Consider the following 18,636-nt stretch of genomic DNA (forward strand, 5'->3'; position numbering starts at 1 on the left):
TTGGGGGGGGCTGGGTGTGGTGGGGGGGGTTGGGGGGGGGGGGGGGGGGTGGGGGGCGGGGGGGGGGGGGGGCGGTGGGGCGGGGGGGGGGGGGGGGGGCCCCGGCCGGGGAACCGGGTCCGTCCGCCCGCCCGCCTCACGTCACGTACGACATGTACGACGTACGCAGGGGAGTTCTCATGTACGACTACGACCTCCTGGTCGTGGGGTCGGCCAACGCCGACCTGGTGATCGGCGTCGAGCGGCGCCCGGCGGCGGGCGAGACGGTCCTCGGCTCGGACCTGGCCGTCCACCCGGGCGGCAAGGGCGCCAACCAGGCGGTCGCGGCCGCCCGCCTCGGTGCCCGCACGGCGCTGCTGGCACGGCTCGGCGACGACGCGTACGGCCGGCTGCTGCTCGACTCGCAGCGGGCGGCCGGGGTGGACACCGCGGGCGTGCTGGCGGGCGGGGCGCCGACCGGGATCGCGCTGATCACGGTGGACCCGTCGGGCGACAACAGCATCGTGGTGTCCCCGGGCGCGAACGGGCGCCTGACCCCGGACGACGTGCGCGCCGCCGCCGGCCTGGTCCGGGCCTCCCGCGTGGTGTCGGCGCAGTTGGAGATCCCGCTGGAGACGGTCGTGGAGGTCGTACGGAACCTGGCGCCGGGCAGCCGCTTCGTGCTGAACCCGTCGCCGCCGCGTCCGCTGCCGGACGAGGTGCTGGCGGCCTGCGACCCGCTGATCGTCAACGAGCACGAGGCGAAGGTCATCCTCGGCGGGGCGGGGGCGGACGACTCGGGAGCCGGTGACGCGGCGGTCGGTGACCGGCCGGAGGAATGGGCGCGGGCACTGCTCGCGAGAGGGCCGAAGTCGGTGGTCGTGACGCTGGGTTCGCAGGGCGCGCTGGTGGCGTCGGCGGAGGGCGTGGAGGAGGTGGCGGCGGTGAAGGTCGACGCCGTGGACACCACCGGGGCGGGCGACTCCTTCACGGCGGCGCTGGCGTGGAAGCTGGGCGCGGGGTCCTCGCTCGCACAGGCCGCGGCGTACGCGGCGCGGGTGGGGGCGGTGGCCGTGACGCGACGGGGCGCGCAGGAGTCGTTCCCCACGGCGGCGGAGGTGGCCGCCCTGTGAGGAAGGCCGGAATCCTCAACCGCCACCTCGCGGGCGCGCTGGCCGAGTTGGGCCACGGGCACGGGGTGCTGGTGTGCGACGCGGGGATGCCGATCCCCGAGGGCCCGCGCGTCGTGGACCTCGCCTTCCGGGCGGGGGTCCCCTCCTTCGCGGAGGTCCTGGAGGGCCTGCTGGCCGAGCTGGTCGTGGAGGGCGCGACGGCGGCCTCGGAGGTGCGGGAGGCGAACCCGGCGGCGGCCGGCCTGCTGGACGCGCACTTCCCCGACCTGGCCCTGGTCCCGCACGAGGAGCTGAAGAGGCTGTCGTCGGGGGCCCGCCTGGTGGTGCGCACGGGCGAGGCCCGGCCGTACGCGAACGTGCTGCTGCGGTGCGGGGTGTTCTTCTGAACGGGTGAGGCGCGGGGACGCTTCGAGGGGCTCGGTCGGTCGGCCGGGCCCCTCGGCCTGCCAGGTCCCGGAGCCGGTCCCAGGGCGGGTCCGTGAACGTGAGTGACGTGCTCCTATGTGTACATCACCAACGTTCTGCGGGAGGCGCGGCATGCCTGCAACCCGGATCGATATCGATGACGACGTCCCGGAAAGCGCCCACGGCTCTGTCGCCGAGCAGCAGGAGCATGCGGTCCGTATCAGCCGTCACTTCGAGCGTGCGCGCGACTGGGGTGCCGTCGAGGACGCCGAGCGCATGCATCGGACGGAGAAGCGCAGCCGGTGATCCTTTTGCTTGACACGTGAACGATCTGGGGACAGTGATCTGTCCGGCCTCAAGCCGAAGGTGTTGTCCGCGGTTCGGGTCCCAGTGGAGCCGAGCATTTCCCGTCCGGGTGGTTTGACCACCTGTTAGCGTGCGCGGATGGAAGATCTGGGATCCGTGGCCTGGCCGCCGGAACCGATCAGGACCGAGAGGCTCGTGCTCCGTGAGTCCGAGGCCCGGGACCGTGCGGCGTTCGTCGAGCTGCTGGCGTCGCCGGAGGTGCACACCTACCTCGGCGGCCCCCGGCCGCGTGACGAGCTCGAGCGGGAGATGCCCGAGGTGCCCGAGCGGTGGCCCGGGAGTTTCGTCGTCGATCTCGACGGGGCGATGATCGGTCAGATCCTGCTCAGGAGGGCAACGGGACACCGTCGCCCGGCCGCCGCGGGAAAGGCCGATCTCGGCTACCTGTTCCTGCCGCGGGCCTGGGGATCCGGGTACGCCACCGAGGCGTGCGCGGCCGCTCTCCGCTGGCTCGCCGGCGCGCTTCCCGGCGAGCCGGTGGTGCTCACCACCCAGACCGCCAACGTCGCCTCGATGCGCCTCGCGGCGAAGCTGGGGTTCATCGAGGTGGAGCGGTTCGAGGCCTGGGACGCCGAGCAGTGGCTGGGTATGCGCTCCCCGGTTGCGCCGTCCGGCTGAGTCGGCGACGGAGTCCTGGCAGTGCTTTTCGACGTCACCCGTCGCGGACGCCCGCCTCCTCCGGAGTGTCGTCTAAGCAGGTGTGTCGGGAGCGGGCGGCAGGGGGTCGGAGACGAACGATCCCCGAGCGCGGACCGTCACGACGAGCCCCCTCTCCCGAAGGATGTCCAGAGCGCGGCGGACCGTACCCGGACCGACTTTGTGCTCGTGCGTCATGGTCAGTTCGCCCGGCAGCCGCGTGCCCGGCGGGTACTCACCGGAACGGATCTTCCGTTCGATGATCGCTGCGAGCTGTTCATAGACGTACTGCGGTGAATCGGGGCTGATCTTGTCCACCCGTCGACCGTATGCCGCTACCTTCCACCGCGCATTACTTAGCACTACTACCAACTACTACCTACTACTACCCTCTGCGCGCTACAGTTCCCGGAAACGAAGACGCCCCGGCGGGAAGATGACAGCTTCCATGCCGGGGCTGAGCCGACTGACAAGGAGTCGACCTGTGCGCAGCCTACTGGCCGCTGTCCTGAGCCTCTTCCTGCCGCCCCGGGGAGCGCACCGCGCCCTCACCCCGCTCTCCTTCGCGGCCACCCCTGCCCCACAGCCGCCCCACGTCCGCCGGACGCGCCCGCACCCCGCGGACGTGATCCTCGCCGACGGCCTGCCCCTGGTGCGGCCGTACCTCGCGGTCCTGGGCCAGGACCACGTCCTGGCGGAGGCCGCCGTATGAGTGCGCGGTGCTTCCGCAGTCTCGGCGTCGACCCCACCACCGGCAGGGAGGCGTTCGTGGACGCGCGCCCCGGTGGTGTGCTGGACGAACTGGCCGACGTCCATGCTCTGAAGGCCGCCGCCGTCCTGGTGACGGTCGTCGGGGCCGTGCTGGAGGGAGGCCGGTCGTCGGACACCGAACTCGCCGCCTTCGTGCCGGCGCTGCACGCGGCACTGGAGGAGTGCGTGGGCATCATGGCGGCGGACCGGGGGCGGTGATGTGGACGGGTCGTCGGACATCACGTTGTCGTGATGTCCGACGACCCGCTTTTCACTCGGCCGTGCGGGATCAGCTTCGGTCCGTGGCTCGCGGGTGCCCTGTACCCGCGAAGGTGACCCAGCAGGTGTTACGGATCGTGTCCAGGAGGTACCAGACACGGCCGCCGCCGGTCACCTCGATCTGCCACTGCTCGCAGGTCTGTCCGCGATGCGTACCGTGTGCCAGACCGCCCTTGAGCCGGTGGTGCCGGGGCGTCTCGGTGGTCGGCCTGGGGGCGGTACGCATGGCGATCCAGGCGCGATAGGTGTTCTCACCGGCCTGTTGGGCGAGATTCTCCCAGCCCTTGGCCGAGGCCGCGTCGGCAAACCGGACTTCCCAGTGGCCTTCTGGCGCCGGTGGTGCGGCGCGGTCGCCGCGGCCCGCGGTCATACGACGTCCCGCGGGTCCGGCACCGGACCGTAGTCCTCGTCGTGGTCCCGGGTCAGTGCGGCCAGCAGATCGGGGTCGGAGTAGACCTCGGCAGTGTGCCGCCAAGCGATGAGCAGCTGGGCGACGGAGGCGCTGTTGCCGATCGAGTCGGCGGCGCGCATGGTGTCGACCAGTTCGACGGCGAAGGCGTGGAGATCGGGCTCGGGCAGGAAACGAACCCACGGGAAGGCGTCCGGCAGTATGCCAAGGAGCAGCTCCGTGCTGCCGGGTTCCCGGCGCGCCATCGCGGCGAGCATCCGGGTGGCTGCCGACACCACGGTCTGGTCCTGCTCGGCACGCGCCGCGGTGGTGAGGACCAGGTCCTCGCCGTCTCTGCGGTGGAGGAGCAGTCTCGGTGATTCCTGAAGCCGGGCCAGCGTCTGCTTGTTCTTGTTCACCAGCTCGGAGAAATTCACTGCTGCACTTTCGGCACCCATGACTTTGAAACTACTTCGAAATTTGCCTCGGCGCCATCACCCGAAGGAGGGGAGCGGAACGGCGGGCCGGTCGCACGCGAGCAGCCCGCATCGGCGACCGGTTCCTCTCCCTTCACCGATGAAGGATCTTCTCTTGGCGCAGGGAGGACCAGAGCCTTCGCGACCACACTTCACCCCGCCCGCGGACGACGCGGCCCGTTCCGGGGGTCCCAGGCGTCGACAGCCTCCGCACCCCCTCTGCACGACGCTCCGCGCACACATGAGGACATGCCCTGGACGCCCACCTACGGAGCAGCAAGACAGTGACTAGGGAGGCCAGGACGGCGGGACATCGTTCCAGCCGCGTCCGGATCACGTCACAGCGCAACCAACCGCGTTGCGCCCGCAACGGATTGTGCGACAACATGCTCGAACAACTATGTGATGCGTACGTGATGCACGGGGGTGACACACGTGAAGTTCGACATGGGGTCCACGACCCTGTCGGAGCTGGGCAGGAGCACGTTCGGTTCGAGCACCGACCTGGGCACGCTGATCCGCATGCTCATCCAGGCGGCCGAGCCGCTGGAGGGCAAGTTCAACGGCTCCGGGAAGGTCGCCTTCGACTCCTTCAAGACGCGTGCGGACGAGATCACCGCCGCGCTGAACGAGTCGCTGGGCGCGATCCTCGAGGGCCAGGGCGGCATGGACACCGCGTTCGCCACCGGTGACACCGAGCAGCAGGACAACGCCAACAAGAACATGGGCGCCGCCAACTTCGACGCGGCCCGCTTCGGCGCGCGTTAGAACGCCGGGCGGGGCAGGGGCCGACAACCACAGGGGGTTTGTGACGATGGGCCAGAATCTGGACCGCCGCTCCTACGACACCGGCGCGTCGAGCGAGGTGCAGGGCGGACTGCAGGGAATCGTCGGGCAGTTGGAGCGTGTGCTGGCCGACCGCGACAGCGCGGTGAAGGCCGCCATGGCCGACTTCCAGGCCGACGGGGTCTCCGAGGAGTACCACGGCAAGGAGCTGCGCTGGAACCGCGCGGCCAACGAGGTGCGCAGCATCATCCAACTGGTGCGCACCACCCTCGAGGACAACGACGGGACGGCCCAGTCGACGATGGCGAAGGCGCGCGCGGCGGTCGACAACATCGGCTGACGCGGGCGCGGGCTCCGACGCCGACGCGCTCACGGGCGCGGGCTCGGGCGCGTCGGCGGGTGACGGCACACGGGAGTGCACGGAAGCACGGGGAAGTACGGGGAATCCACATGACGGGGTGGGACATCTCGCCGTCGGGCGTGCAGCACGTCCTCACGGAGACGGCGAAGGCGGCCGAGGGCCTCTCGGACACCGGGAAGGCCCTGCAGGAGACCATGCCGAGCGCGGCGAAGTCCGCCGGCACGATCCAGCAGGGCGGCGTGGAGAAGAGCGGGGTCCAGGGGCCGGTCGCGGCGGCGCTGGGCGAGTTCTTCACCGCCTACCAGGAGAAGCTGATGTACGTCGCTGTGCGCACGTCGAACTCCCTCAACGGGGCGGCCACCGCGACCAACGCGTACGTCAAGGGTGACCTGGACATGGCCGCGCAGGCCCAGGCGAACGCGTTGAAGGAACCGAAGATCGACCTGCCGGGCGTGGACGGGCAGCAGGGGGGCCAGTGAGCGCGGACCTCATCGACCCGCAGAACATCCCGCAGTTCACCGGCGATCTGGAGCAACTGGGCACGGACTCGATGCTGTTGACGGCGGAGGCGCTCGTCTTCCGCCAGTCGGGATCGGACGTGCACACCCGTTTCCAGGGGCTGTCCGCGTGCTACACCGCTCCGGAGGCGGACCAGTTGTTCGCCACGACGGCGCCGGTGGCGGCCAAGGCCGACGAGTTCGCCGACGACCTGGAGAAGGTGGCGTCGGCCCTCAGCTCGTACGAGACGGAGATCCAGCCGCTCGTGGCCAAGCTGAAGAGCCTCAAGCAGCGTGCGGAGACCTTCCGGCACCAGATCGCGGGGGACGACGACTGGCGCGAGGACGACGACAACGTCCAGCTCAACAACGACCTGGTGCACGACGTCAACGCCACCACGGCCGCCTTCTGGCAGGCGGAGATCACCTGCCACAACAAGATCACCGCACTGGTGGGCGGCTCGACGCTGATCCTGGAGGACGGCGCCGAGAAACGGCTGGTCGAGCGCGGCACCACCACCTACGGCTTCACCGCCGACCTCCTGGACCAGTCCGGGGAACTGCCCTGGGGCAAGACCGTGGAGAAGGAACGGCACGGGCTCGACTGGCTGGGCCACCAGGTGTGGGAGTTCGGCAAGGGATTCGTCGTCGACGGGGTGTGGGGCACGATCCGGGGCCTCGGCACTCTCGTCGGCGTCGACGGCTGGGACGCGGCGGGCGAGGCCTGGAAGGGGCTCGGCAAGCTCGCGACCGGCGTGCTCATCACCGCGGTGCCGGTCGTCGGCACCGCGTACTGGATGATGCCCGAGGACAAGCTGCCCTCCTACCTGCGCGACTCCCGCGACACGGTCAAGGAGGCGGGCAAGGCGCTGGTCGCCTGGGACCAGTGGGGCGACAACCCCGCACGGGCGGGCGGCGCGGTCACCTTCAACGTCCTGACGACGGTCTTCACGGGAGGCGCCGGAGCGGCGGCCAAGGGCGGCGCGGTCGCCCGCACGGTCGGCGTGCTCGGCAGGACGGCCCGGCTCGTCGACCCCATGACGTACCTCGGCAAGGCCGCCAAGTTCGGCACGGTCAAGGTCACCGACCTGTTCGCCGGCCTGCGGGGCGTGCACGCGGGCGCCTACGACGACCTCCTCTCCGGAGCGGGACGCGTCCAGCCCGACGGCAGCGTGGTGCGGATCGCCGACGACATGCCGGTCATCCGCGACAACGTCGTGGAATGGCCGGACGGCACCCGCCTCGACCTGACCGACGGCTCGGTCGTACGCGCGGACGGGACGGCGGCGCCGGCGAAGGTGGAACTGTCGGCGGCGGACCGGGAGTTGCTGGAACGGAGCCTGCCGCACGAGGAGGGTGTGCTCGTCGGGGCCGGCGACCGGGCAGGCGCGCACGCCGCCGGGGGCACGGCGGCCCACGTCGGCGGCGACACGACGGGACGGGCCGCCGGGAACACGGCACCGACCGCCCACGTCGGCGAGCAGGCCGGGGCCCGCGGCACGGACACGGTGCCCGCACGCGGCACCGGGGGTCACGCGACAGGCGGCGACGGGCCCACGGGCGGCGACCACGGACCCGCGGGCGGCGGAACCGACAGCGGTCGGGTTCCCACCCCACACGGCGGGACCGGCGGCGGCCACGGGGGCGGCGACGGCTCGGGCGGATCGCCGTCCGGCAGCCGCGATCCGCTGGACGTCGAACGCGAGATCATGCACCGGCAGGTCGAGCGGGCCAACAACGACCCCCAGTGGTTCAAGGAGAACTACCGCAAGAACGGGTACCGGCGCTCCACGGCCAGCGAGGGCGGGTACGGCCAGGTCGTACCCCAGCTCACGCGCAACCCGTTCGCGCCCCCCGAGTGGATCGCGGCCAGTGACATGCCTCCGGCGATCAAGGAGCACTACGTGCACCTGGATCCCGTCAGGGGCAAGGCTTCGGACCTCCCCCACGAGACGCTGAAAGACCTGAACGAGCAGGCCGCCAAGCGGGACGCGGCCGTCAAGGCCGACGACGCGGCGGAGAAGGCCCTCAAAGAGGCGGAGAAAGCCTATTCCGCCAACCCCACAGACGAGTTGGCCGCCGCGAGGGATCTCGCCGACGAGACGCACTCACCGCTCCACGGCGACGCGAACCGGCAGAGCGAACTGCTCGGCGAGCACGCCGCCGAGCACCACGCGGTACCCGAGCACTACCCCGGTGCGGTGCGCCTGGACGACGGGGCGTTCGGGAACAATCGGTTCGACCAGGTGTACCGGACGACGGACGGCCGGTACGTGGTGGTCGAGGCGAAGGGGTCCACCACGGCTTCTCTCGGAGTGCGCAAGGGGCTCAGCGGGCGGTTGGTGACCCAAGGCACGCGAGAGTACTTCCGAACCATTCTCGACCAGATGGATATTCGGGCCGAAAGGAACGAATCAAAAGCCGAGAAAACCGGAAATCAGGACCTGCTCGAAGCGGCCAAGGCCGAACGCAAGCTGGCGGAGGATCTGAGCATGGCCCTCAAACGGGGCGAGGTGGATTACGTCCTCGTGAAAGCCAAGTTCAAGGGCCCTAAGTACGCTGGTTACGAGATGCTGCAGTTCGACATCACGAAATGAGGGAACCGTCCATGCCGACGAGGATTTCGCGGCCGCTGGCAGAAGGAAGCCACCCGGATCCGGACGGGCTGCGACAGAGGATCAATGCGCGCACCGTCAAAGACATCGAGGACTTGGAGGAGTACCCCGACAGCCTCGACATGACGTTCAACCGAGCACGCCAGAGAGCCGCACTCCTGTGCGTCGAGGACCCCACCGCCGAGAAGCTGGAGACGTGGGAAGCCTGGGTCATGGCCATGCAGGTCGGGTCCGCCCTGTTCGCCTCGGCGACCGCTCCCGAGGGTTCCACCGTCGAGTGCATGATCGGCCATGAGGTGCGCACCATTCCCGCCGTGGGGATCACGCATTTCGTGGACGCCGGTACCTGGTTGGATGCCTTCTGGCTGGCCGTCGTCTGCCGGGACCAGGTGCGGATGACGCAGTTGTGCCAGGTGCCGATCGAGACGCTGCGGGCCTCCGGCGCCGTCTTCGAGGAGTACGTCTACCACTGGGTCGACGCCCTCCAGACCTACTGGCTGGAGCGCCCCGGACTCGGGGACAAACTCGTCGCCGCGTTCGACGGGACCGACCCGGACCGGCTGCGGTTCATGGACCGCGAGACCATGCTCAAGGTCCTGTATCCGCCGATCAATCTCTTCTACCGCTTCGTCGGCCAGGACCCGGTCAAGTTCAACGAGGCCCTGGTCCAGGCGCTCCAACTCCACAAGGAATACTGGACGGCGAACGAGGAGCGCCAGGAGACGAGTGACGGCGACGTCCCCCTCGCGATCCTCGCCCTCACCTGCCTCGCCCACGACGCCGGGCGGCCCATCGAGGTCGAGTCGGAATACCTGCCCGAGCACCTGCTCAAGCGCAGCTGGCTGGGCGAATTCCCCACGTGAGACACGTAAGACACGCGAGACAGGTGAGACACGCGAGACAGGTGAGCTGACATGACCGCCCAGGAGTACGACAGCCAGCTCCTCGAGTCCGTCTCCGTGCGGCGGCGGCGGTTGCGGGACGCGCTGTTGTTCGGGGCGCAGCGGCAGCGGCGGGCCGTGGACGAGCGGGTGGGGAAGGTGCTGGCCGGGACGGTCGTCGCGGCCGTGCTGTGCGCGGGGTGCGTGGGGTGGTCGTTCGTGTCGCACCGGGTGATCGGGCAGAACAGCCCGTACTCCCCCGGCGTTTCCACACCCTCCGACGGTCCTACAAGCCGGTGATAGGTTCGCGAACGTGATGTCTACGGGGGCCTTGAGCAGGGAAACGGCCGGTGGGCCCGCGGTGTTGAGCCGGGTCACACTCGTCGGTGAGCGGCGTCGCGTCGATCTCGTGCTTCCGGCGCGGGAGCCGGTCGGGCTGCTGCTGCCCGAGATCATGCGGTTGCTGGACGACCGCGCGGAGGGGCGGCCCGCCTCGCGTCACCTCGTCACGGTGGACGGCTCCGCGCTCGACCACGACGGCACGCTGGAGACGGCGGGCGTCCGCGACGGCGCCGTCCTGCGTCTCGTCCGCGCGGAGGACGCCCCGCCCGCTCCCGTCGTGCACGACGTCACCGACGAGGTGGCCGAGGACCTCGGCCACCGGGCATGGCGGTGGGGGCCGGCCGCGCGCCGGGTCACGGCGGGTGTCGCGAGCGTGGGCTGGGTGGTCGTCGCCGCCCTGTTCGCGCGTGCGCACTACGACCGTCCGGCCGTCGCCGGTGCGCTGCTCGCCGCCGCCGGCCTGGCCGCGGTCGCGGGTGCGGTCCTGGGGCGGGCGCGCAGGCACGCGCTCGCCGCGACCCTCCTGTGTGCCGGCGGCGCGCTCGGTGTACCGGGCGTGTGGAGCCTCGTCGACGTCGTCGGCGGGTCCTCGGCGGGTGCCCTGCGGCTCGCCGGGGTGGCCGCCGTGGGCGTGCTGGTCCTCGTCCTGCTCGGGCTGTTCACGCCGCTGGGGCGGGGCGGGGTCGTGGGGGCCGGCGCCCTGGCCCTGACCGCCGTCGGCTGGGAGGCCGTCGTCGCCGTGCAGTCCGGCGCCGGGACGGCGGAGCAGCAGGCCCGTGCCGGGGCCGTTCTCGGTGTCGTCTGCGTGGTGCTGCTCGGGGTGCTGCCGCGGCTCGCGCTGATGGCGTCCGGGCTCTCCGGGCTCGACGACCGGCGGGCCGGTGGCGTCTCCGTCAGCCGCCACCAGGTGTCCGCCGCCCTGGCCGCGGCCCACCGAGGGCTGGTGCTCGCCACGGTCACCCTGGCCGGGTCGGCCGCCGTGGCCGCCGTACTGGCGCTGCGGGCCCCCTCCGTGTGGACGGTGCCGCTCGCCTCGGTCGTCGCGGTGGTGCTGGCCCTGCGGTCCCGGGCGTTTCCGCTGGTCGCCGAGGTGGTCGTCCTGCTGGCCGCCGCGGCGTGCGTCGCCGTACGGTTGTCGACGGTGTGGGCGGAGCGGTCCCCGGCCGCGGCGCCGCTGGCCGTCCTCGTCGTGCTGGCGGTCCTGCCGCTCGTCGTGCTCGCGGTACAGCCGGCCGAGCACGTGCGGGTCCGGCTGCGGCGGGTCGGTGACCTGCTCGAGTCGGTGGGGGTCATCGCGCTGCTTCCGCTGCTGATCGGCGTGTTCGGTGTGTACGGGCGACTGCTCGACACCTTCGCTTAGGGGCTTGAGGGGCGCGGCGGCATGACGAACGGGGAACAGGGGCGGGAGCGGCCGTCGGCGCACGGCGGGGACGGCGACTGGCAGCGGGACGTGCTGCGGGAGTTGAGCGGCGGGGGAAGCGGCCGTCCGGACGGGGGGACGCGCACCGGTGCGGGGAGCGGGTCCTCTCCGGCCGCCGCCGGTACCGGCGAGCCCGCACCGCGGCTCGTGCACCCCGCGCCCCCGCACCCCGCACCCTCACGGCCGGCGGCCGCAACGGCGGAAGCGGGGGCGGCAGCGGACGCGGAAGCGGAAGCGGAAGGTGACACGTCCGGTCCGTACGTTCCCGGCCCTCACGCCACCACTCCCCACGCCACCGGCTCGTACGTCCCCGGCTCGTACGTCCCCGGCCCGGTGGCCCCGGTCGGAACCGTCGTCCCGTCCGCGCCCGGTGATCCGGCGGGTTCCGCCTCCCCGGCGCCCGTGACCGGTCCCGGTTCCCGGGCCGACGTACCCGCTCCCGCCTCCGGGGCCGCCGACGAGCCGGCCCCGGAGCGGCCCGCGACGCCCACCGCCCCGGGCACCACCCCGGCCCCCGCCCCCGCCGCGGTTCCCGCCCCCGTCCGCAACCCCCGTCTCCCGGCCTCTCCCGCCCCCGAGTCCTCCCCCACCCTCGATCCCCGTCTCCTCCTCGCTCTCGGACGGCCCCTGCACGGCGACTCCGTGACCCGGCGTACGGGTCGGGCGCTGCGCAAGCTCACCTCGTCCGTCACGCAGGACGTCACCGAACGGACCAGGATCGCGCGCGAGTTGCAGCAGCCCGTCACCACGGGCCGGGTGGTGGCCGTCACCTCCATCCGGGGCGGCGTCGGCAAGTCCACCGTCTCCGCACTGCTCGGGCGGACCCTGAACCACTACCGGCACGACCCGGTGCTGACGCTGGAGGCGGATGCCGCCCTGGGCACCCTGCCGGTGCGCATGGGGGCGGAGGCGGTGCGCTGGACGTGCGCCGATCTCGCGTCGATCCTCCACCCGTCCATGCAACTGACGGACGTGACGGGGTACTTGGTGCCGGTGCCGGACGGCGGCTGGCTGCTGCCCGCGAGCCGGGGGCAGGTCGGCGCCCCGCTCGACATGACGTCGTACCGCAAGGTGACGCTGGCGCTGCGCCGCTACTTCGCCGTGACCGTCGTCGACTGCGAGACGCTGCCCGGCGAGGTGGCCCGTACGGCGATGGACACCGCGCACGCCCGGGTGGTGGTCGCGCCGACCACCGCGGAGGGCGTCGGCGCGACCCGTCAGGTGCTGGACTGGCTGGCCCGGTTGCCGCACTCGGCCCTGGCCACGACGGTCGTGGCGCTGGTCGCCGGCACCCCCGACACCGTCCTCGACGACAAGACGGCCGCCGGGCACCTGAAGGAGCCGGGGGTCACCGTGGTCACCGTGCCGTACGACCGCCATCTGGCCGGGGGCGGCCCCATCCGCACCGACCTCCTGGCGCACGCCACGCGGGAGGCCGTCCTGCGGCTGGCCGCCGAGGTCATGGGGCGCGCGGTGAGGGTGCGGTGAGCATCCGGCGGGCGCACCCGATCCGATCCGCGCACCCGGTCCGGCAGGCGCGCCCCGGCCCGTGCCCGTGCTCGCCCCGGCCGACGCACCCCCACGCCACGTGCTCGCTGCGGCCGGCGCACCCCGACGCCCCGCCCCCGCTCCGCCCCGGCCCGCGCCCGCCCCTCCCCTCCCCCGTCACGACCCGCTCCGGAGAAGTCCGCCCGTGACCCTGCGCATCGTCCACCGGCCCGCCCGCAGCACCCGTCCCCCGGAGCCCGCCCGGCCCCGCACGGTCGAGGCGCCGCCCAACCTGCCCGAGGGCAAGACCGGCAACGCGGCCACCGCGCTGCTGCCGATGGCCGGCGTCATGGGTTCCGTGATCATGATGACCGTGGTCCGCAACAGCCGGTTCGCGGTGCTGGGCGCGGTCGTGCTCGTCCTCGCGCTGGTGGCGGCGGTCGCGCTGTTCCTGTCGCAGCGCGGCAAGGCGCAGCGCACCCGGCGCACGCAACGCGAGCGCTACCTGGAGTACCTGGAGGAGCTGCGGGAGGAGCTGGGGGCCGCCGAGCGCCGGCTGCGGGACGCGGAGCGGGAGCTGAACCCGCCGCCGGACGCGCTGTACGACCTGGTGGGCGACCCCGCCCGGTTGTGGGAGCGGCGCCGTCAGGACGCCGACTTCCTGCGGGTGCGGGTCGGTCTCGGTGACGTGCCGGTCCAGGAGCCGGTGGTCCAGCAGAGCGGCGCCGGCGGGGTACTGACGCCGCCGGACCCGTTCATGCTCAACGAGGCGCGCGCCCTGCAGCGCCGGTTCGCGACGGCCGCCGACGTGCCGCTGACGGTGCCGCTGGACCGGGCGGGGAACGTCAGCGTCGTCGGCGACCGGGAGGACGTCCTGCGGGTCGCCCGGGCGCTGCTGGTGCAGACGGCGGTGACGCACGCCCCCGACGACGTCGGGCTCGCCCTGGCCGTGCCCGGCGAGCGGATCGCCGCGTGGGAGTGGGCGAAGTGGCTGCCCCACGTGCTGGATCCGCGGGCGCACGACGGTCCGGTGGCCGCCCGCCGCATCGCGCCCGACCTCGGGCAGCTGGCCGGACTGCTGCGGCACGAGCTGGGCCGCCGGTCCGGGTACGCGGCGGAAGTGCGGCGCGGCCTCGCCGACCGGAGCGCGCTGCGGCTCGCGGACCGGCTGCTGGTGGTCGTGGACGCCCACGGGGAGCCGGCCGCCGAACTCCCCCGCCCGGACGCCGCGGTCGGGCTGCCGGACATGGGGGTCACCGTGGTGCACCTGCTGCAGGAGCAGGTCCACGAGCCGGACGAGGTGAGCGTGCGCCTCACCGTCCGCGGCGAGCGGGTGGTCGTCGAGGACCTGCGCGGTTCCGCCGCCGCGGGCGGCTCCGCCCCGGCCACGACCGCCACGCCCGCCGCGGGCGGCGCCGCCGGGGGCACCTCCCCCGCGGTCGCCGCCGCCGAGGGCGCCGTCGACCCGGTCACCGCGGCCGGGGCGGAGGGCATCGCCCGGCTGCTGGCCCCGCTGCGGCTGTCGCCGGAGTCCGCCGCCGAGGGCAGCCCCGTCGCCGGGCCGGTCGACTTCCCCGCGCTCCTCGGCATCGCCGATCCCGCCGGACTCGACCTGGCCGCCCTGTGGAAGCCCCGCGGCGAACGCGACTTCCTCCGCGTGCCCATCGGCCTGACGGACCGTCACGAGCCGGTGCTGCTGGACCTGAAGGAGTCCTCCCAGCTCGGCATGGGCCCGCACGGGCTGTGCGTGGGCGCCACCGGCTCGGGCAAGAGCGAGCTGCTGCGCACCCTCGTCCTCGCCCTGGTCGCCACCCACTCCCCCGAGGACCTGGCGCTCGTCCTGGTCGACTACAAGGGCGGTGCCACGTTCGCCCCCTTCGCCGAACTCCCGCACACGGCCGGAACGATCACCAACCTGGAGAACCAGGCCGGGCTCGTCGAACGCGTCCACACCAGCCTCGCCGGCGAGGTCAAGCGCCGCCAGCAGGTTCTGAAGGACGCCGGCAACGTCGCCGACATCGGCCACTACGCCGTGCTGCGCGCGACGGAGCGGCCGGACCTCGAACCGCTCCCGCACCTGTTCGTCGTCATCGACGAGTTCGGCGAACTCCTCACCGCCAAGCCGGACTTCATCGACCTGTTCCTGTCCATCGGGCGCATCGGCCGCTCCATCGGCGTGCACCTGCTGCTGTCCAGCCAACGCATCGAGGGCGGCCGGCTCAAGGGCCTGGACACCTACCTGTCGTACCGGCTGGGCCTGCGCACCTTCTCCGCCGACGAGTCCCGCACGGTCCTCGACACCACCGACGCCTTCCACCTGCCGCCCCTGCCCGGGTTCGGCTACCTGAAGGTCGACACCTCCACCTACGAACGGTTCAAGGCCGGGTACGTCTCCGGCGCCCACCGCGGCCCGGCGGCGCTCGAGCAGCGGGACGAGGAGCCGCTCGCCCTGCCCTACCCGGCGTACAACACCGCGGGCCGGGCCGGGGCGCCGGCGGAGGAACCCGCCGCCACCCGGCGGGAGACCGGCCCGACCGTCCTGTCCCTCATGGTCGGCCGGCTCGCGGGCGCCGCGCCCGCCGTGCGCCGCGTCTGGCTGCCGCCGCTGCCGGACGCCGTCACCCTGGACGCGGCCGCGGGACCGGTCCGGGTCTCCGAGCGCGGGCTGCACCTGGCGCGCGCCACGGGCGGGATGCGGGTGCCGCTCGGGGTGCTCGACGACCCGGCCCGGCAGTGGCAGGGCCAGTGGGTGCTGGACCTGACCACGGCCGGCGGTCACGTGGCCGTGATCGGCGGCCCCCAGTCCGGCAAGACCACGCTCCTGCGGACCCTCGTCCTCTCCCTGGCGGTCACCCACACGCCCCGCGACGTCGCCGTGTACGGCCTGGACCTGGTCGGCGGCGGCCTGTCGGCGACGGCCGCCCTGCCGCACGTCGGCGGGGTCGCCGGGCGGGCCGACCGGGAACGCGCGGCCCGTACGGTGGCCGAGGTGCGCGCCATGCTCGCCGAGCGCGAGACGGTCTTCCGCGAGCACGGCATCGACTCCGTCGACCAGCTGCGCCGGCTCCGCGCCCAAGGGGGGCTGCCGCAGCTCGGCTCCACCGACGTCGTCCTGGTGGTCGACGGGTTCGGCGCGCTGCGCGACGACTTCGCCGACCTCGACGAGCCGGTCGCCGACCTGCTGAAACGGGGCGGCGGCTACGGCATCCACGTGGTGGCGGGCATGCTGCGCTGGAACGACGTCCGCATCGCCACCCAGTCCCTCTTCGGCACCCGTGTCGAGCTGCGCCTGAACGACCCCGCCGACTCCTCCGTCGACCGCAAGCTCTCCGGGACCCTCGCGCCGGACGTGCCCGGCCGGGTGCTCACCGACGGCAGGCTGTTCGCACAGGCCGCCCTGCCCCGCCTCGACGGCTCGCCCACGACCGGCGACCTGGGCCCGGCCCTGGACGAGGCGGCCCGCTCCGTCCGCGCCACCTGGCACGGCGAGCCCGCCGCCCCGGTGCGGGTGCTGCCGGCCCGGCTGCCGGTGACCCGGCTGCCCCCGCCGGCCGCCGAACCGCGGCGGATACCCCTCGGCCTCGACCAGGACGCCCTCGCGCCCGTGCTGCTCGACCTCTTCGGCGGCGACCAGCACCTGCTGGTCCTCGGCGACAACGAGTGCGGCAAGACGAACCTGCTGAAACTGGTCGTCGCCGGGCTCGTCGAGCGGTACTCCGACGACGAGCTGGTCTTCGGCGTCTTCGACCCGCGCCGCGGCCTGCGCGGCGTCGTCCCGGAGCCGTACCGGGGCGGCTACGCCCACAACGCCACGCTCGCCGGCGCCCTCTCCACGGGCATCGCCGCCGAACTGGGCAAGCGGCTGCCGGAGACCGCCGACCCGGACGCGCCCGAGAGCGGCGAACCCGCCTTCCGGGGCCCGCGGATCGTCATCCTCGTCGACGACTACGACATCCTCACCACCGCCGGACAGCAGCCCCTCGCGCCCTTCCTGCCGTACGTCTCCTCCGCGCAGGACATCGGCCTGCACTTCGTCCTGGCGCGCCGCACCGCGGGAGCCTCCCGCGCGCTGTACGAGCCGCTGCTGACCACCCTGCGCGAGACGGGCACCACCGCCCTGGTGATGACCGGCGACCGCACCGAGGGGCAGCTCTTCCCCGGCCTGTACGCCTCCCCGCAGCCGCCCGGCCGCGGCACCCTGGTCCGTCGCGGCCGACGCCATCAGCTCGTCCAGACCGCGTTGACCGGAGCCGGAGAGGAGGGGTCGTGACCAAGGACGTCATCGCCCTCACCCCGAGGATGCCGGACACCTGGGCCCTGCTGGCCGGCCTGTACGCGGGCGGGCCCGGGGCGGGCGTGAGCGCCGCGTCCGAGGGCGCCGTACTGCGGCTGTGCGCCCCGGACGGCAGGCCCCTCGTGTCCGTGGAGGCCCCGCTGCTGGTCCAGGTCCCCGGGGAGGCCGAACGGCTGCTCGGGCGGGACGTGCCCGTGCCGTTCTGGTGGACCGAGGCCCGGGCCTCCGGCGCCGTGCCCGGGGCCGAACGGCTGGCGGGATCGGTGTGCGGGCGGCTCGCCCTGCTGCTGGGCGGCACCACCTGGCCCGAACCGGCGGCGGGCACCGAGGTCGTGGACGTGGCCGCGGGCACCGCGGGAGCCGACGCGACCACGGGCACCACGGGCACCGGAAGGGCCGACGTGGCCGCGGCCCTCGCGCCGGACGACGGGCAGCCGGTCGTGGACGTCCTCACCGACAGCACGTCCGTCGTCCTGGCCGACCGGCCCGTCCTGGCCCTGACCACCTGGCTCTCGGAGGTGCTGCGCGACACCTCCGAGTCGGGCCGTGCCCTGCAGATCGTCACCCCGCCGCACGTCCGGCTCAGCGCCCCGGCCCGCGCCACCCTCCTCCAGGTGCCCAACCGCTGGGTCGTCCAGGACCCGGCCCAGGGCTACTACGACGGGCTGTCCGGGGCGGTGCTGCGCTGGCGGGACGGGACGTTCGCACCCGTGCCCGGACCGGACGGCGCGGTCCCGGTCGCCGAGGCGTTCGCCCGGACGTCCCCGTCGCCCGACCGGCAGCTCGTCGTCGCCTTCCGTACGACGCTCCCCGCGCACGAGGACGTCGTCCTGGGCGAAGCGCTCGAGACGGCCTGGCGCGGGCTCACCGGCTCGGCGCCGGCCGGCTGGGGCACCGCGGAACCCGTCAACCTGCCCTGGTCGACCCGGCAGCTGACCGAACTGGCCCGCGGCCGGGCCCCCGAGCCCACCCATCTGCTCGTGACGGGGCACCCCGGCCGGCCCGCGCTGGCGTGGATCCGGGTCACGCGGACGACCGCGGGCGTCGAGCAGGACGTCACGTTCACCCTCGGGTACGGGGAGGACGAGGCGCCGCCCCTGGAGGCGATCGCGCCCCTCGCCGAGACCCTCGTCGTGGAGCACGGCCTGACGACGATGCTGGCCTCGGTGCGGCGGGCCTCCCGCAACCTCACCACGGCGCCCGTGCTCCAGGCGCCGCCCGTCCCGGTCGCCTTCACCCTGGGCGCGCACGACGTGCGGGGCATCGGACTCACCCACGCCCGCCGCCCGCCCGTCGGGGTACGGCCCGTCACCCTGGGGCCCGCCTCCGGACCGGCCCTGCACTACCCGCTGGGGGACGGCTCGGACGTCGGCGCCCTCGTCGAGCTGCAGCGCCTGGCGGCACACTTGCGGGCCGGTGCGCCGGGTGCGGGAACGGAGACCTGACGACCCCACCCCCGGATCCGCGGCACCGGAACCACGGCACCGGTTCTGCGGCACCGGCTTCCGGGCAACGGGCCCGGACGCGGGTCCCGGGCAAC

19 protein-coding genes are annotated in these 18,636 nt (G+C 73.3%); 16 read left to right on the forward strand and 3 right to left on the reverse strand.

Annotation, left to right across the window (positions count from 1 at the left end):
- Nucleotides 1-179: 179 nt before the first annotated feature.
- From ACF09K_RS06640 to ACF09K_RS06655, 4 genes are all read left to right on the forward strand, one after another.
- Nucleotides 180-1,112, forward strand: coding sequence for a ribokinase (locus ACF09K_RS06640; protein ID WP_392241398.1), 933 nt, complete (start codon nucleotides 180-182; stop codon nucleotides 1,110-1,112).
- Entirely contained in the window at nucleotides 1,109-1,498 is a 390-nt protein-coding gene (rbsD, locus tag ACF09K_RS06645) for a D-ribose pyranase (RefSeq protein WP_392241399.1), read from the forward strand. Before ACF09K_RS06640 ends, rbsD begins: the two co-directional genes overlap by 4 nt.
- Nucleotides 1,499-1,649: 151 nt before the next feature.
- Nucleotides 1,650-1,823 carry a type II toxin-antitoxin system VapB family antitoxin gene (locus ACF09K_RS06650; RefSeq protein ID WP_392241400.1) on the forward strand — a complete coding sequence of 58 codons (174 nt, stop codon included), beginning with the start codon at nucleotides 1,650-1,652 and terminating at the stop codon, nucleotides 1,821-1,823.
- Between the two features lie 138 nt (nucleotides 1,824-1,961).
- Complete coding sequence (locus ACF09K_RS06655; RefSeq protein ID WP_392241401.1) at nucleotides 1,962-2,501, forward strand: GNAT family N-acetyltransferase; 540 nt, start codon at nucleotides 1,962-1,964, stop codon at nucleotides 2,499-2,501.
- Nucleotides 2,502-2,573: 72 nt separating this feature from the next.
- Here ACF09K_RS06655 and ACF09K_RS06660 read toward each other — a convergent pair whose 3' ends face one another.
- Complete coding sequence (locus ACF09K_RS06660) at nucleotides 2,574-2,837, reverse strand: GntR family transcriptional regulator (protein ID WP_392241402.1); 264 nt, start codon at nucleotides 2,835-2,837, stop codon at nucleotides 2,574-2,576.
- Between the two features lie 166 nt (nucleotides 2,838-3,003).
- On the opposite strand from ACF09K_RS06660, the gene ACF09K_RS06665 reads away from it, so the two are divergent.
- Both ACF09K_RS06665 and ACF09K_RS06670 read left to right on the forward strand, forming a co-directional pair.
- A complete protein-coding gene (locus ACF09K_RS06665; protein ID WP_392241403.1) occupies nucleotides 3,004-3,231 on the forward strand; it encodes a hypothetical protein in 228 nt (75 codons plus the stop codon).
- Nucleotides 3,228-3,488 carry a hypothetical protein gene (locus ACF09K_RS06670; protein ID WP_392241404.1) on the forward strand — a complete coding sequence of 87 codons (261 nt, stop codon included), beginning with the start codon at nucleotides 3,228-3,230 and terminating at the stop codon, nucleotides 3,486-3,488. The genes ACF09K_RS06665 and ACF09K_RS06670 overlap by 4 nt, the downstream gene beginning before the upstream one ends.
- Before the next feature lie 70 nt (nucleotides 3,489-3,558).
- Here the strand turns inward: ACF09K_RS06670 and ACF09K_RS06675 are convergent, their stop codons facing one another.
- Both ACF09K_RS06675 and ACF09K_RS06680 read right to left on the reverse strand, forming a co-directional pair.
- Nucleotides 3,559-3,918 (reverse strand): hypothetical protein, encoded by a 360-nt coding sequence (locus ACF09K_RS06675; protein ID WP_392241405.1) that lies wholly within the window; start codon nucleotides 3,916-3,918, stop codon nucleotides 3,559-3,561.
- Entirely contained in the window at nucleotides 3,915-4,394 is a 480-nt protein-coding gene (locus ACF09K_RS06680) for a hypothetical protein (protein ID WP_392241406.1), read from the reverse strand. Before ACF09K_RS06680 ends, ACF09K_RS06675 begins: the two co-directional genes overlap by 4 nt.
- 453 nt (nucleotides 4,395-4,847) lie before the next feature.
- Between ACF09K_RS06680 and ACF09K_RS06685 the strand changes: the two genes are divergently transcribed.
- The 10 genes from ACF09K_RS06685 to ACF09K_RS06730 all read left to right on the forward strand — a co-directional run bounded on the left by ACF09K_RS06685 (nucleotide 4,848) and on the right by ACF09K_RS06730 (nucleotide 18,541).
- Nucleotides 4,848-5,180 carry a hypothetical protein gene (locus ACF09K_RS06685; protein WP_392241407.1) on the forward strand — a complete coding sequence of 111 codons (333 nt, stop codon included), beginning with the start codon at nucleotides 4,848-4,850 and terminating at the stop codon, nucleotides 5,178-5,180.
- A 46-nt stretch (nucleotides 5,181-5,226) separates the two neighbouring features.
- The gene (locus tag ACF09K_RS06690; RefSeq protein ID WP_363088395.1) at nucleotides 5,227-5,538 is read left to right on the forward strand and encodes a pore-forming ESAT-6 family protein; all 312 of its coding nucleotides are present in this window, start codon (nucleotides 5,227-5,229) and stop codon (nucleotides 5,536-5,538) included.
- Nucleotides 5,539-5,648: 110 nt separating this feature from the next.
- Nucleotides 5,649-6,038 (forward strand): DUF6507 family protein, encoded by a 390-nt coding sequence (locus ACF09K_RS06695; protein WP_366059277.1) that lies wholly within the window; start codon nucleotides 5,649-5,651, stop codon nucleotides 6,036-6,038.
- A complete protein-coding gene (locus ACF09K_RS06700; protein WP_392241408.1) occupies nucleotides 6,035-8,653 on the forward strand; it encodes a hypothetical protein in 2,619 nt (872 codons plus the stop codon). The genes ACF09K_RS06695 and ACF09K_RS06700 overlap by 4 nt, the downstream gene beginning before the upstream one ends.
- 11 nt (nucleotides 8,654-8,664) lie before the next feature.
- A complete protein-coding gene (locus ACF09K_RS06705) occupies nucleotides 8,665-9,534 on the forward strand; it encodes an immunity 49 family protein (protein ID WP_392241409.1) in 870 nt (289 codons plus the stop codon).
- Nucleotides 9,535-9,585: 51 nt separating this feature from the next.
- A complete protein-coding gene (locus tag ACF09K_RS06710; RefSeq protein WP_392241410.1) occupies nucleotides 9,586-9,852 on the forward strand; it encodes a hypothetical protein in 267 nt (88 codons plus the stop codon).
- 16 nt (nucleotides 9,853-9,868) lie between these two features.
- Complete coding sequence (eccD, locus tag ACF09K_RS06715; RefSeq protein ID WP_392241411.1) at nucleotides 9,869-11,254, forward strand: type VII secretion integral membrane protein EccD; 1,386 nt, start codon at nucleotides 9,869-9,871, stop codon at nucleotides 11,252-11,254.
- 462 nt (nucleotides 11,255-11,716) lie between these two features.
- Nucleotides 11,717-12,802 carry a hypothetical protein gene (locus ACF09K_RS06720; protein WP_392241412.1) on the forward strand — a complete coding sequence of 362 codons (1,086 nt, stop codon included), beginning with the start codon at nucleotides 11,717-11,719 and terminating at the stop codon, nucleotides 12,800-12,802.
- A 205-nt stretch (nucleotides 12,803-13,007) separates the two neighbouring features.
- Nucleotides 13,008-17,072 (forward strand): type VII secretion protein EccCa, encoded by a 4,065-nt coding sequence (gene eccCa, locus ACF09K_RS06725; RefSeq protein WP_392241413.1) that lies wholly within the window; start codon nucleotides 13,008-13,010, stop codon nucleotides 17,070-17,072.
- Nucleotides 17,069-18,541 (forward strand): DUF6177 family protein, encoded by a 1,473-nt coding sequence (locus tag ACF09K_RS06730; RefSeq protein WP_392241414.1) that lies wholly within the window; start codon nucleotides 17,069-17,071, stop codon nucleotides 18,539-18,541. The genes eccCa and ACF09K_RS06730 overlap by 4 nt, the downstream gene beginning before the upstream one ends.
- Nucleotides 18,542-18,636 lie beyond the last annotated feature (95 nt).

Source organism: Streptomyces sp. NPDC014882 (genome assembly GCF_043081325.1).
GTDB lineage: Bacteria > Actinomycetota > Actinomycetes > Streptomycetales > Streptomycetaceae > Streptomyces.